The following is a 13,867-nucleotide window of genomic DNA, read 5'->3' as shown; positions in this document are numbered from 1 at the left end:
GAGACACGACCAAACGAAATCGCCCGGCAGCGGTCATCCGCTGCCGGGCGATTGTCTGGACGTCGCGAAGAGTCTAGTTCGGCACCGCAGCCTTCGACGCGCGCTTCGATGCAACCGCATTCGCGGTGACGCCGTGCAGGAAGTCATAGGCCGCGTGCAGGGCCTTGTCGTCCTCCGCCTTCGGCGGCACGTAGGACTGCGATCCGGTCTGCTCGCCGCCCTCACCGGCCGACAGATGCCCGCGCATCTGCGACTCCGCCATGGTGTCCATCCGGCCCTTCAGCTCGGGCGGCACGTCCTGCAGGATCTCGATGTCGGGGGCGATGCCCTGAGCCTGGATCGAGCGTCCTGACGGCGTGTAATAGCGCGCCGTGGTCAGCGCCAGCGCACCGTTGGCGGCGCCGAGCGGAATGATGGTCTGCACCGAGCCCTTGCCGAAAGAGCGCGTGCCGATGATCGTGGCACGCTTGTGGTCATGCAGTGCGCCGGCCACGATCTCCGAGGCCGAGGCCGAGCCGCCATTGACCAGGACCACCAGCGGCTTGCCCTTGGTGAGGTCGCCGCCATGCGCGGTGAAGCGCTGGGTCTCTTCGGCAGTACGGCCGCGGGTCGAAACGACCTCGCCGCGTTGCAGGAACGCGCTCGACACCGACACGGCCTGGTCGAGAAGTCCGCCCGGATTGTTGCGCAGATCCACGACATAGCCGACGAGCTTGTCCTGCGGGACGTCCCTGGAGATCGAGGCGATCGCCTTCTTCAGGCCGTCGGTGGTCTGCTCGTTGAACGATGTGATGCGGATATAGCCGATGTCGCCGTTCTCGACATGGAAGCGGACCGGACGCACATGAATGATCTCGCGCTTGATCGCGACATCGAGCGGGGCGTCGGCGCCCTTGCGCAGGATGGTGAGCTTGGTCTGCGTATCGACCGGGCCCTTCATCTTGTTGACGGCCTGCTCGAGCGTCATGCCCTGCACGGCCTCGCCGTCGATCTTGCTGATGAGGTCGCCGGACATGAGGCCGGCCTTCGAGGCGGGGGTATCGTCGATCGGCGAGACGACCTTGACGAGGCCGTCTTCCATCGTGACTTCGATGCCGAGGCCGCCGAACTCGCCGGAGGTGGTCTCCTGCATCTCCGTCCAGGCCTTCGCATTCATGTAGCGCGAATGCGGATCGAGCGAGGTCACCATGCCCGTGATCGCGCCCTCGACCAGCTTGGCATTGTCGGGTTTTTCGACATAGCTCGCCTTCACGCGCTCGAACACTTCGCCGAACAGGTTGAGCTGGGAATAGGCATCATTCGCGCCCACTGCCGCCCGTGCCGCCCATACGCCGCCGTGCGGGCTGGCTACCAGAAGGGTCAGACACGCTCCGGTGAGCGCGCCCAGAGGGAACAGCAGGGATTTCCGCATGTAGTCTGACCTTCTCGCTTGGGGCTTTGGAGCGCCATGCAATTGGCGATCCAGTCCGCTTCTCACAATACCATTCTGGTTTCTTCAAGGCCGGGACGCCGCGCCAACGGGACCGCCGCAGAAATTGCTTCGTCCGGACCTAAACTTTTGGCAACGTTGCAGGACTGGTCCGCCCGCAAGGGAAATCGGTCGGCCGGTCACGCCTCGCAGCTATGCGATTTTAGGATAGTTTTGGAGGGCTGGACGGGTTAGGCGATGACATAAGGCTTCAAATTCTCGGGAGGATAACAATGAACGAAGCACCCCGCATCCGGGCGGAACGGAACGTCGAGCTCGGCGCCAGCAACGAGCCGTTCCAGAACCTGCACGAATTCGTCCGGAAAGCGCGGGCCAATCTCAACCAGAACGCCTGGGACTACATCATCGGTGCCGCCGAGACCGAAACCACGATGCGCCGCAACCGCATGGCGCTGGACGAGATCGCCTTTCGCCCGCGCGTGCTGCGCGACGTCCGCAAGGTGGACGGCTCGGTTCAGCAGTTCGGCCGCAAGATGCGTCTGCCGGTGGTGCTCGCCCCCGTCGGCGCGCTCGAGATCTTCGACCCGGACGGCGCGGCGAGCGTCGCGCGCGGTGCCGGCGCCTTCGGCGCATCGCACATGCTGAGCTCGGTCTCCGAGCCGGGACTGGAGAAGACCGCCGAGGCAGCCCCCGATGCGCTCCGGCTCTATCAGCTCTATGTCCGCGGCGACGACGCTTTCGTCGCCGATGTCGTCAGCCGCGCCGAGAAGAAGGCCTATGCCGCCTTCTGCCTGACCGTCGACACCGCCCATTACAGCCGTCGCGAACGTGACATCGCCAAGCGCTACGTTCGCGAGAGCCGCCTGCGTGCCACCGGCGGCGATTTCCAGAAGGGCCTGGAGTGGCGGACGGTGAAAATGGTCAAGGACAAGTTCAAGATCCCGCTAATCCTGAAGGGCATCGCCACCGCCGAGGACGCCCTGATCGCGGTCGATCACGGCGTCGAATGGATCTACGTCTCCAATCATGGCGGACGCCAACTCGACCATGGCCTCGGCGCCATGCATGTGCTGCCCGAGATCGTCGAGGCCGTGAAGGGGCGTGCCAAAATCATGGTCGATGGCGGGGTCTGTCGCGGCACCGACATCGTCAAGGCGATCGCGGCAGGCGCAGACCTCGTCGGCATCGGCCGGCTGCAATGCTGGGCGCTGGCGGCGGCCGGCGAAGCCGGCATCACGCGGATGCTGGAGCTGTTGGAGGACGAGGTGCTGCGCTGCCTCGGCCTGTTGGGCGCCACCTCGTTTGCCGAAGTCGACAGATCCTGCCTGCGTCCGGCCACCGCCACCAACGCACCGAGCGTGTTCAGCGCGTTCCCGCTGTTCGACCACGAGCCTTATCGATACTGACTTGTCGAAAGCGACCCGTCGAAGGTGACTTGCCCACCGATGCTGAACTGAAAAGGACGCAATGACATCGCTCTCTCCCGGCAGCGCGGATGCGCTTCTGTTCGATCTCGGGCGCGTTGTGCTCGACATCGACTTCTCCAAGGCGATCGCCTGCTGGGCGGGACATGCCGGCTGCCGGCCCGAGGCGATCGTCGCGCGCTATGTGCGTGACGAGGCCTACCGGCTGCACGAGGTCGGCAGGATCAGCGACGAGGATTATTTCGCCTCGCTGCGCAGCTCGCTCGGAATCGGCATTTCGGACGCGCAGTTCCTCGAGGGCTGGAACGCGATCTTCGCCGGCGAGATGCCTGATATCGCCGAGCTGTTGCCGCGTGCGGCAAAGCGGATGCCGCTCTACGCATTCTCCAACACCAATCGGCCGCATGTCGATTATTTCTCGAAGGAATATGCCGGCCTGCTCGGCCATTTCCGCGAGCTGTATCTGTCGTCCAGCATCGGCCTGCGCAAACCGGATGCGGCGGCTTTCGACCATGTCGTCGCGGCGATCGGCGTCCCGGCGGAGCGCATCCTGTTTTTCGACGATCTCGCCGAGAACATCGAGGGAGCCCGGGCACGCGGCCTGACCGCCGTGCATGTCACCTCGCCGCGCGATGTCGGGAACGCATTGAAGGCACTGGGCATCTGAGGCCAGCCGGCCGTCGCCGCGGAACCGGCCTCCCGAAGGCAAAATTTGCACAGAATGGGGAACCAGTTCCCTTTGTGCATTTTTGTACAGAGTTCCGGGAACGGAATACCGCCCTTAGGACTCATGAGTCCGTTGGGACTTCTACATCGGACTTATCGACGTGCTGGGCAAAACCTATCTCACCAAGCAAGCCTCTCTCCTGCTTGAATTCGCAAGAACCACCTCGGATTCTGACCTTTCCGCCAAGCTGATCAGCAAGGCCGCCGACCTGAAATCCTTGGCCGATCCGCTACCGGACAAGGATCAAGGTCCCAAAGCTCCCGACGTCGCACTGGACGACGGCTCGGACCGACCGAGCGGGAGTTGACCGATGCTGGCCGTGGTGCTCGTCCTTCTCGTGCTCGCCATGGCCATCCTCATCCCGGTCTGTCTCGCCTTCCGGATCATGCCGCGACGGACGTGAGCTGCGTCCTCCGCTGGGGCCACGCAGGCTAAATCACCCTGCGTGCTGCTTTGCCTCGCGCCCGCACTCGGATAGAACTCTCGCCGGCCATTTATCGATGTGCTCAGCAGGAGTTTAGCCCTTGGCTTTGATGCCCGTTTCTGACGCGCTTGCCGCGGTACTGGCGGGTGCGGAGCCGCTGGCTGAACAGATGGCTCCGCTCGACGATGCCTACCATCGCGTGCTCGCGCGCGACGTCGCGGCGCGGCGCACGCAGCCGCCGCAGGCGATGTCGGCGATGGACGGCTATGCCGTCCGCGCCGCCGATGCGGCAACGATCGATTCCCGGCTGACGGTCATCGGCGAGGTCGCGGCGGGCCGTCCTTTCGCAAGAACGGTCGGCGCCGGCGAAGCCGTACGGATCTTCACCGGCGGCGTCATTCCCGACGGCGCCGACGCCGTCGTGATCCAGGAGGACACCGTCGCGGACGACAGCTGCGTCACGATCAAGCAAGCCGCGATCGCCGGACGGCACATCCGCCCGGTAGGCGTCGACTTCCGTGAAGGCGACGTCCTCTTGCGCAAGGGAACCCGGCTGACGGAGCGCGATCTCGCGCTCGCCGCCGCCATGAACTACCCCCACCTCGCCGTCTGCCGCCGTCCGAAGGTCGCGATCCTCGCCACCGGCGACGAACTGGTGATGCCGGGCTCAACGCCCGGGCACGGCCAGATCGTCTATTCCAATGGCTACGCCCTGCACGCGCTCGCCCGCAGCGAGGGCGCCGAGACCATCGACCTCGGTGTTGCCGCAGATACGCTTGCAGCCACCTCCGCCGGCATCCGCCGCGCCCGCGAGACCGAAACCGATATCCTGGTCACGACGGGCGGCGCATCTGTCGGCGACCACGATCTGGTCCAGCAAGCGCTCCGGGACGAAGGCATCTCAATGGCGTTCTGGAAGATCGCGATTCGGCCCGGCAAGCCGATGATGCACGGACGGCTCGGCGCGATGCGCGTGATCGGCCTGCCCGGCAATCCGGTGTCCTCCTATGTGTGCGCCTTCCTGTTCATGGTGCCGCTGATTCGCGCGCTGTCGGGCCGTTCGGTGATTCATCATCGCCGCGAGCGGGCCGTACTGGGCCGCGATCTCGGCGCCAACGACCAGCGCGAGGATTATCTGCGCGCGCGCCTGGAGCTGCGCGACGACGGCGCGCTCGTCGCCGTTCCCGTTAGCCATCAGGACTCCTCTCTGCTTGCGAATCTTGCTGCAGCACAGGTACTTCTCGTGCGCCCGCCGTTCGCGCCGAAGGCCGAGGCGGGCAGCCCTTGCGAGGTGCTGCGCCTCCCCGTCTGAACTGCGCGGCCACACGCATTCCGCGAACTCGCCCCTGTTCACGGTAAATTAAGCAGTTGCGGAACATGTATCGAACATATAGTGTCCGTTCATGATTTGTTTCGAGCATGTAGCGGCTTATCGCTGAATTCATCGTCTCGGAATCGAACGGCATCAACCGGGGGACTTAGGTCGAGATGTTAACGCGCAAACAATACGAGCTTCTGCGGTTCATCAGTGAACGTTTGAAGGAAAGCGGCGTGCCGCCGTCCTTCGACGAGATGAAGGATGCGCTCGACCTGCGCTCGAAGTCGGGCATCCACCGCCTGATCACCGCGCTCGAGGAGCGCGGCTTCATCCGCCGCCTGCCCAACCGCGCTCGGGCCATCGAAGTCATCAAGCTGCCGGAGCTTCAGGCTGCGGCCGGCAACCGGCGCGGCTTCACGCCGAGCGTCATCGAGGGCAATCTCGGCAAGGTGCGCGCGAGCTCCAGCCCGCCCGTCGACGAGGGCGAGCGGCCCGTCGCAGTGCCCGTGATGGGCCGCATCGCGGCCGGCACGCCGATCGAGGCGTTGCAGACCCGCAGCCACACCATCAGCGTGCCGCCCGACATGCTCGGCTCCGGCGAGCACTACGCGCTCGAAGTGCGCGGCGATTCCATGGTCGAGGCCGGCATCCTCGACGGCGACATGGCGCTGATCCAGCGCAACGAGAGCGCCGATACCGGCGACATCGTGGTGGCGCTGATCGACGACGAGGAGGCCACGCTCAAGCGCTTCCGCCGCCGCGGCGCCTCGATCGCACTCGAGCCCGCCAATGCCGCTTATGAGGTGCGCATCCTGCCGCCGAACCGCGTGAAGATTCAGGGCAAGCTGATCGGGCTTTACCGGAAGTACTGAGAGCCCTCGGCGGTCATTCGATACCCATGATTCCGACTGGAGCGGATCTGATCCGCTCCTGCTGGACAATCTTCTGGTCTTGCGCAGATTGTCCGGCCCCTCTTCAGAGGCGACGCCTCGGCGTGTCGCCACAAGCCCCCATTGCTTCGCGGTCTCGAGTCCTCGAGCAGACATGACGCATCGGCGCCCGCGCGCCGCTGACGTTGGTCCTCGCCGAATGCATTGATGTGAGCTTTGTTCCTGTCGGATTCGAAAAGATAATTTGATCGCGTCCCGCAGACCAGCCGCAGATTTGCCTACAACCAAGCAGAGCGTTGCGTGCTTCCACTCTGATAGAGGCTTGCGCCTCCGAGGGAGGCGCGGGTTGCTATCTTCGAATGAGGAGCACCCGATGTGTGACTACAGCCTGCATGCCGTTGCATCGCGCCCCGCCGAAGTCGGCGAGACGATCGTGTCGACAACGTTCCGCGGCACCTCGACGCGTGGCTTTGCTTCTGCCGCCGATCCGACCGTGGCCGTCTGTCTGCTGCCCGGGACGGAGCTCGCCTTCGCCGACAACGTCCGCTACGACAATCGCTGGATCTGGACGCGCACCGTCAATTCGCGCGTCGGCAAGTTCGGCAAGATCGATCCGCACATTCCCGATCGCCACCACGACGCGATCGAATTCCCTGACGGTAAATACGTGCTTGTGACACAACTCGTCGAAGGCCAGCGTGCCACCGTGTTGCAATTGCCGGTGACCCAGCCCGTCGGCGAGCGCGAGCACAAGCCGCAGATCATCGACGACAGCCGGTCGCCGGTCACGCGCCTGCCGATCGGCTGACGCCACCTCGACTGACAACTGGATGCCGCCAGGATTGAAGTGCCATCGCCGGCAGACGCCGGCGAGATGGCATGGTTCGTGTTTTCACGAACATCGATCGGCCCGCCCGGCGCCGCACGAAGTTTGAGCCGTCCTGCCTGAATTTTGAACGTCCGCTCCGCAGCCAAATGACCGATGCTGTCGTGGTTTGAGGCGGCGGACACGCTCGATGAAGACCTTCATTCGCGTCGTTGAACTCTGGGTGCCCGACCGGACGCGCAGGCGTCTGGAATTCGGCGGCGGCCTCTACGGCGAAGGGCTGTCCGCGTTCAAGTCCGTGAGCGAGGACCTGCACTTCGGATATGACGAGGGACTTCCCGGCAAGGCCTGGGCCTCTGGCCATCCCGTCATCCTCACGACCTTCGCCAACTCCTATTTCAAACGGACCGAGCAGGCCGTCGCGGCCGGCCTCACCTGCGGCGTGGCGGTGCCGGTGTTCGCGGGCGAATTCCTGCAAGCCGTGATGGTGCTGTTCTGCGGGGACGACGAGGCGCATGTCGGCGCGATCGAACTCTGGCACAACGATCCCGATCGCTCCCACGAGATGGCGCTCGTCAACGGCTATTACGGCATGGCGGACATGTTCGAATTCAACTCCCGCCACACCAGGTTTCCGCGCGGCTTCGGCCTGCCCGGACGCACCTGGAAGGCGGGTCTGCCGCTGATCATCAAGGACCTGCACGACGCCAAGAGCTTCCTGCGCTGGGAGGACGCGGCCAAGATCGGGATCAATTTGGGGGTCGGCGTGCCCTACCGAACCGGCACCGAGACGTGGGTTCTGACATTGCTCTCCGCGCAGGCAACCCCGATTGCGCGACGCTTCGAGATCTGGGTCCCGAACGAGGCCCGCTCAGTGCTGGTCTTTCGCGCCGGCGATTGCAGCGCGCAGACCGACCTTGCCGCGCTCTACGCGGGTAGATCCATCGGCAGGGGCGAAGGCAGCATCGGCGGCGCATGGGCCACCGGCATGCCGGCGCTCGACGACGATCTCACCCATGACAGCTCGATCGCCGGCTCCGAGGCCCGCGTAGCCGGGCTGAGCCGGATGGTGGCCCTGCCGGTCATCGACAACGCAAGGCTGGAAGCCGTGCTGGCCTGGTATCTGTAAATCGCAATCAATCGTCGGCCTGCAAGTCAGCCTCCGACGGCGTAGCGTCCCGGTTGCGGAGCGCCACCTTCGGCGCAAGGCTGCCGTCGAAATCACCTTCGCCGGCACCGGCGGGCAACCACGGGCGGTTCGTGCCTCTCGCCCTCACCGCCTGCACGGAAAAACCCTCGCCACGCTGCGTCAGGGCCAGCGCACCCTGGCGAGCGAGCCGCTGCCGATCGACCACCATTGCCGCGCAATCGGGCGGCGCGGGCCGCGACGCCACCACCAGTGCAGCCCGGCTGCAATCGTCCGCCAGCGCGTCGATGCGCGAGGCCAGCGCGACCAGCCGCCCGTCGGCGAGCGGCGTCACGCAGCCGGACTCGTCGCACGACACGCCCTCGGCCAGCGCGCTGCTGCCGGCATCGCGCGGATCAGCGTCGGCCGCCAGCCACTCCTTCAGCAGGAAATTGTCCTTGCCCGTCCTGATCAGGTGCAACCGCCCGTCCCCGCCGCGCACCGCGACGCTCGCGCCATCCCCTGCAATCAGGATATCGGGCTGCCGCACCGACAGGCCCCAGGCGATGGAGGCCAGCAGCACCACGGCACCGCACCAGCGCAGGGGCGTCCGCAGCAGACCCATCACGATGATGCCGAGGCTTGCTGCAATCAGTGGCGCGATGCCAAAGGCTGGAATGCGGCCGACCGCGCCCGGCAAGGCCGCCACCCAGCGCGAGACCGCAACCATCCAGTCGATGCCAATCCCCATCAGCCACCAGAACGCGCCGTCGAGCCCGAAGGGCGCCGCGAGCAATCCCAACAGGCCTGCCGGCATCACCAGTGCGGAGACCACCGGCATCGCACCGAGATTGGCGAGCACGCCGTAGGGCGTGACGCGATGGAAGTGGAAGGCGGCATAGGGCGTGGTCGCAAGCCCCGCGATCAGGGAGGCCAGGAACAGCATCGCGATCTCGCGGCCGCCCCACAGCGCGACGCGCGCCGTCGCCGAATGATCAGGCGAGGCAAGCAGGTTCGGCATGCCGATCTGCACCAGCGCCACCAGCCCGAGCGTCGCGGCGAAGGACATCTGAAAACTGGGATGCACCAGCGCCTCGGGCGCAACCGCGAGCACGATCAGCGCCGCCACGGCCAGGGTGCGGAAGGTGATGGCGCGGCGATCGACCATCACCGCGATCAGCACCACGGCGGTCATGAAAAACGAGCGTTGCGTCGCGACCTCCGCACCCGACAGCAGAAGATAGAACGCGGCCGCCACCAGGGCGGCTGCGGCCGACCATTTCTTGATGGCGAAGCCGACTGCGAGGCCCGGGATCAGGGCCAGCAACGCGCGCACCGCGAAGAAGACGACGCCCGCGACCACCGCCATGTGATAGCCCGAGATCGAAAGAACGTGTCCGAGTCCCGAGATGAACATCGCATCGTTCACGGGCGCGGAAATCGCATCACGCCGTCCGGTGAGCAGCGCCGTCGCGATCGCGCGGTTGTCGCCCTCGAGCGTTGAGCGGATGCGGGCGTCGATGGCATCGCGCAGGCCCTGCATGAAAGCGGCATAGCGCAGCCGCAGGCCACCGGCATCCGGCGGGACAGAAGCCGTGATCGCGCCCATCACGAAGCCGGAGGCGCCGATACCCTGGAAGAACATGTCGCGTGAAAAATCGTAGCTGCCGGGGCGGACCGGCGCGAGCGGCGGCATCAGCCGCGCCTTGAGCTGCACGAAGCTGCCGACCTCGGGCGCCGTGCCCTTGCGCACGGAGAGGCGGACGCGTTCCAGCTTGACGTCGCTGCGCTGCGCCTCCATGGCGGTGACGCGCAGCACGAAACGATCGGTGCGCTCGCGGATATCGCGCGTCTCGACGAAGCCCGACAGCGACACCGAATAGAGCGGTTTTGCCAGCACCGGATGGGCGATGCGCGCCGTCTTCCAGGTCGCCACGGCAAAGCCCGCGGCGACCACAGCGATCATGATCGCGGGCGCGAACAGCCGGCTCCGCCGTAACAGGATCGCGCCGAGCAGCAGCACGATCGCCGTCGTCGCGACAACCCACAGCACCGGCTCATGATCGGCGGCAAAATAGAACGCGATGCCGCCGCCGAAGGCGACCGGCACCCACGGCAACAGACGCCCGGGACCGGCCTCGGCGCGGGCCCATGCGCGGATTGTTTCGACGATCGCGGGCCAGATGCCAAAGCCCGCCGGAACAAAGCCGCCGGCGGGCGCAGCACGGCCGACCGGCCACGTCCCGGCAATACCTTGGGACCGTACTGGCCGGCCCGGCTCCGCCATCTTCCCTGCACCCTACGCGACGCGATTGCCGCCAAGGCTACCGGAACGTGCGGTCGGGCGAATAGCGGTACAGATCGGGAACGCGAGAGGGCGCCCTACTTTTCCTCTTCCATGGTCACGGCCACCGAGGCCTTGGCCGAGAGACGGACCTTGTTGCCCTCGACGTCGGCGACCAGGCCCTTGTCGATGAAATGATGATGGCCCTTGTGGCTGCCCTGGCCGCTGTCCTTCTTGGTCAGCTTGATCCGGTTGCCTTCGACCTTGTCGACGGTACCGACATGGACGCCGTCGGCGCCGATGACTTCCATATGCTCTGCGATGTTCTGCATGGTGGGTTCCTTGTTGGACCCACCTCAACGCGCAGGATGCGCGTCTGTTCTCTCACGAGAATGACGATGCCGTGTGCTGCTGCTTGGCAGGTGCCGTAGGGTAGGCAAAGCAAAGCGTGCCCACGAGTTTTTCTCGTCACCGAGAGATGGTGGGCACGGCGCTTTGCACCTTTGCCCACCCTACGGCACGAGTCGTCATTCCGGGCTCGCGCCAAGTGGCGCGCCCCGGAATGACGAAACCGATGGAGTCGCGTCAGATCAGCGGCGCCTGCGACGAGGCGTGGTGATTGACGATCTTCCACTCGCCGTCCTCGCGGATGATCACCCAGCTCATCTTCACGATGAGATCGTCCCGCTCGCCGGCGAGATCGAACGAGATCGTCGCGGCCATGTTGATCAGATCAGGGCCGGCCTGCGCTGCGTTCACGTCGGAGAACACGGCGCTCGGCTTGCGCCACCGCGGCAAGCCGTCGAAATACTCGGCCACGCCGTTCCTGCCCCGATAGAGCTTTGGATTGGAGCCGAAGAAGAACGCGTTCTTCGAATACAGCGACGAGAGCGCGGCCGCATCGAGGCTCGCGAAACCGGCGCACCATTTCGCGATGATGGTGGAAACAATGGCGTCGGCTTCATCTGACATAGCAAGCTGCCGTTAGATACCGCTCGTAGACCGCATATTCACGATCCGCTCGCTACAATTGGCCCCTTAACGAAGGGCGCAAGTCCATCAGGGCAGAAGCGAATAAGATTCTTCATATTTGCCTCGACCTTAGCGTCCGCGTGATGTTTCTCGTACCATCTCTGGACAGCAGTGATCATCTCATTGCAGAACAAAACCAAGTCAAACATTGCTGCTTGCTTTTCGCCGACCACAAGTGAGAGCGCGTGCATCGTTGCCCTAGCTTGAGGGCTGACAAATATCACATGTGTACATCCGACGTAGGGGTGACCAGCTAGATTTCCGCGGTGAACAAGTCCACCACGAAGATGGTAACAGTTCTCACCGTCTGTCCCCAGGCTCGAAGGCGTCGTGTACCTATTCACAAAGTCCACGTAGTGGCTTTTCTTTACGAAGTCCTTTGCATCAAGTGTCAGTCCGACGCAAATCTCGGGAAGCGTCAGTGCGGCTAAGAGAGCGGGGTAATAGAGTCCAACGCTAATTGCTCGCTGAACGTCACTAAGGACGCTGGCCAGCGGTGAGTCGCCCGGAATCGCACGGCCCTTTCCGACCGGAGTACTAGCTTCCGAGACCTCGCCCTGCTGGGGCGCAGTTTCGTTGGACTTGCCCTGCCTGGGCGGCTCGCCCTTGGCGACTTCCTTCGCGAACGTGTCGCGCAGGCCGATGGTGCGCGAGAACACTGGTTTGCCGGGCGTCGAGTCCTTGTCGCGCACGAAATAGCCCTGGCGCTCGAACTGCATCGGCTCGGTCGAATTGCTCTCCGCGACCGATGCCTCGATCCGTGCGTCGGACAGGATCTCCAGCGAATTCGGATTGAGATCGGCCGCAAAATTCGACGCATCCGGGCTGGGGTTGGAGAACAGCTGGTTGTAGATGCGGATCTCCGCGGGCACCGATGTCGCCGCCGGCAGCCAGTGCATGGTCGCCTTGACCTTGCGGCCGTCGGGCGCGTTACCGCCCTTGGTCGCGGGATCATAGGTGCAGCGCAGCTCCACCACCTCGCCCTTGTCGTTCTTGATCACGCCGGTGCACTTGACGAAATAGGCGTAGCGCAGCCTCACCTCGTTGCCCGGCGACAGGCGGAAGAACTTCTTCGGCGGGTTCTCCATGAAGTCGTCCTGCTCGATATAGAGCTCGCGGCCGAACGTGATTTTCCGCGTGCCCGCGCTGGGATCGTCCGGGTGGTTGATCGCCTCGAGCTCCTCGGTCTGCCCTTCCGGATAGTTCTCGATCACCACCTTGAGCGGCCGCAGCACGCCCATGCGCCGCTGCGACGTGCGGTTCAGCTCCTCGCGAATGCAGAACTCCAGCATGCCGACGTCGACCACGCTGTTGGCTTTCGCAACCCCAATGCGCTTGACGAACTCGCGCAAGGCTGCCGGCGGCACGCCGCGGCGCCGCATGCCCGCCATGGTCGGCATCCGCGGATCGTCCCAGCCTGCGACATGGCCGTCGCGCACGAGCTGGGTCAGCACGCGCTTGGACAGCAGCGTGTAGGTCAGGTTCAGCCGCGCGAACTCATACTGGTGCGGCTGTGACGGCACCGGCAGCTTCTCGATGAACCAGTCGTAAAGCGGCCGGTGGTCCTCGAACTCCAGCGTGCAGATCGAATGCGTGATGCCCTCGATCGCGTCCGACTGGCCGTGCGCATAATCGTAGCTCGGATAGATGCTCCATTTGGTGCCGGTGCGCGGATGATGCGCGTGCAGGATGCGGTACAGCACGGGGTCGCGCAGATTGATGTTGCCGGCCGCCATGTCGATCTTAGCCCGCAGCACGCGCGCGCCGTTCGGGAATTCACCGGCCTTCATGCGCCGGAACAGGTCGAGATTTTCCTCCACGCTGCGGTCGCGGAACGGCGAGTTCTTTCCGGGCTCGGTCAGCGTGCCGCGGGAGGTGCGGATTTCCTCCTGGGTCTGGTCGTCGACATAGGCGAGCCCGTCGCGGATCAGCTTCTCCGCCCATTCGTACAGGCGGTCGAAATAATCCGAGGCGAAGAACAGGTTCTTGCCCCAGTCGAAGCCCAGCCAGCGCACGTCGGCCTGGATGGAATCGATGTATTCCTGCTCTTCCTTGACCGGATTGGTGTCGTCGAAGCGCAAATGGCAGCGGCCCGGAAACTCCTGGGCGATGCCGAAATTGAGTGCGATCGACTTGGCGTGGCCGATATGCAAATAGCCGTTCGGCTCCGGCGGGAACCGGGTCACGATCTCCTTGTATTTGCCCTGATCGAGGTCGGCCTGGATGATGTCACGAATGAAATCGCGCCCAACCTCAGCAGCCACCGGTTCTGTCATTACGAAAATCCTGTCGGGAAATCAGCGGTCCTTCTGCCAAATTCGCGTGGCCGCGCCAAGGCCCACGAGGTCCGCCGACGGGCTTTAGTTATGCTCCGGTCCTGCTATACA

General features: G+C 64.6%; 11 protein-coding genes and 1 pseudogene. 7 read left to right on the top strand and 5 right to left on the bottom strand.

The features are described 5' to 3' along the window. Positions 1-73 precede the first annotated feature (73 nt). Positions 74-1,411, bottom strand: a complete 1,338-nt coding sequence (locus tag RX330_RS18515; protein ID WP_212090156.1) for a S41 family peptidase — start codon at positions 1,409-1,411, stop codon at positions 74-76. Positions 1,412-1,701: 290 nt separating this feature from the next. Here RX330_RS18515 and RX330_RS18510 point away from each other — a divergent pair, with 290 nt between their 5' ends. From RX330_RS18510 to RX330_RS18480, 7 genes are all read left to right on the top strand, one after another. After that, positions 1,702-2,835, top strand: coding sequence for an alpha-hydroxy acid oxidase (locus RX330_RS18510; protein ID WP_317239356.1), 1,134 nt, complete (start codon positions 1,702-1,704; stop codon positions 2,833-2,835). Positions 2,836-2,896: 61 nt separating this feature from the next. Beyond that, positions 2,897-3,520: an HAD family hydrolase gene (locus RX330_RS18505; protein ID WP_317239355.1), complete on the top strand. Its 624-nt coding sequence runs from the start codon at positions 2,897-2,899 to the stop codon at positions 3,518-3,520. A 160-nt stretch (positions 3,521-3,680) separates the two neighbouring features. Next, positions 3,681-3,887, top strand: a complete 207-nt coding sequence (locus tag RX330_RS18500; protein ID WP_212090147.1) for a hypothetical protein — start codon at positions 3,681-3,683, stop codon at positions 3,885-3,887. Between the two features lie 217 nt (positions 3,888-4,104). Next, the gene (glp, locus tag RX330_RS18495; RefSeq protein ID WP_317239354.1) at positions 4,105-5,316 is read left to right on the top strand and encodes a gephyrin-like molybdotransferase Glp; all 1,212 of its coding nucleotides are present in this window, start codon (positions 4,105-4,107) and stop codon (positions 5,314-5,316) included. Positions 5,317-5,492: 176 nt separating this feature from the next. After that, complete coding sequence (gene lexA / locus RX330_RS18490; RefSeq protein ID WP_100230812.1) at positions 5,493-6,194, top strand: transcriptional repressor LexA; 702 nt, start codon at positions 5,493-5,495, stop codon at positions 6,192-6,194. A 391-nt stretch (positions 6,195-6,585) separates the two neighbouring features. Next, positions 6,586-7,020 (top strand): hypothetical protein, encoded by a 435-nt coding sequence (locus RX330_RS18485; RefSeq protein WP_212090141.1) that lies wholly within the window; start codon positions 6,586-6,588, stop codon positions 7,018-7,020. Positions 7,021-7,228: 208 nt separating this feature from the next. After that, positions 7,229-8,167 (top strand): GAF domain-containing protein, encoded by a 939-nt coding sequence (locus RX330_RS18480; RefSeq protein ID WP_317239353.1) that lies wholly within the window; start codon positions 7,229-7,231, stop codon positions 8,165-8,167. A 7-nt stretch (positions 8,168-8,174) separates the two neighbouring features. On the opposite strand, the gene RX330_RS18475 is transcribed toward RX330_RS18480, so the two are convergent. The 4 genes and pseudogenes from RX330_RS18475 to RX330_RS18460 all read right to left on the bottom strand — a co-directional run. After that, on the bottom strand, positions 8,175-10,451 hold the full coding sequence (locus RX330_RS18475; protein ID WP_317239352.1) for a ComEC/Rec2 family competence protein: 2,277 nt from the start codon (positions 10,449-10,451) through the stop codon (positions 8,175-8,177). A 95-nt stretch (positions 10,452-10,546) separates the two neighbouring features. After that, positions 10,547-10,780, bottom strand: coding sequence for a DUF2171 domain-containing protein (locus tag RX330_RS18470; RefSeq protein WP_212090132.1), 234 nt, complete (start codon positions 10,778-10,780; stop codon positions 10,547-10,549). 253 nt (positions 10,781-11,033) lie between these two features. Beyond that, on the bottom strand, positions 11,034-11,420 hold the full coding sequence (locus tag RX330_RS18465) for a nuclear transport factor 2 family protein (RefSeq protein WP_317239351.1): 387 nt from the start codon (positions 11,418-11,420) through the stop codon (positions 11,034-11,036). A gap of 662 nt (positions 11,421-12,082) precedes the next feature. Then, positions 12,083-13,756: pseudogene (locus tag RX330_RS18460) on the bottom strand (glutamine--tRNA ligase/YqeY domain fusion protein); the annotation flags it as partial. Positions 13,757-13,867 lie beyond the last annotated feature (111 nt).

The sequence above is a fragment of the Bradyrhizobium sp. NDS-1 genome, from assembly GCF_032918005.1.
Lineage (GTDB): Bacteria > Pseudomonadota > Alphaproteobacteria > Rhizobiales > Xanthobacteraceae > Bradyrhizobium > Bradyrhizobium tunisiense.
The sequence above is the reverse complement of the archived record's forward strand: the minus strand, read 5'-3'. Positions and strand labels throughout refer to the sequence as shown.

Coding starts and splice junctions, on each gene's coding strand:
- RX330_RS18515 (WP_212090156.1), bottom strand. CDS start 1,411: ATGCGGAAATCCCTGCTGTTCCCTCTGGGCGCGCTCACCGGAGCGTGT.
- RX330_RS18470 (WP_212090132.1), bottom strand. CDS start 10,780: ATGCAGAACATCGCAGAGCATATGGAAGTCATCGGCGCCGACGGCGTC.
- RX330_RS18485 (WP_212090141.1), top strand. CDS start 6,586: ATGTGTGACTACAGCCTGCATGCCGTTGCATCGCGCCCCGCCGAAGTC.
- RX330_RS18480 (WP_317239353.1), top strand. CDS start 7,229: ATGAAGACCTTCATTCGCGTCGTTGAACTCTGGGTGCCCGACCGGACG.
- RX330_RS18475 (WP_317239352.1), bottom strand. CDS start 10,451: ATGGCGGAGCCGGGCCGGCCAGTACGGTCCCAAGGTATTGCCGGGACG.
- RX330_RS18510 (WP_317239356.1), top strand. CDS start 1,702: ATGAACGAAGCACCCCGCATCCGGGCGGAACGGAACGTCGAGCTCGGC.
- lexA (WP_100230812.1), top strand. CDS start 5,493: ATGTTAACGCGCAAACAATACGAGCTTCTGCGGTTCATCAGTGAACGT.
- RX330_RS18505 (WP_317239355.1), top strand. CDS start 2,897: ATGACATCGCTCTCTCCCGGCAGCGCGGATGCGCTTCTGTTCGATCTC.
- RX330_RS18465 (WP_317239351.1), bottom strand. CDS start 11,420: ATGTCAGATGAAGCCGACGCCATTGTTTCCACCATCATCGCGAAATGG.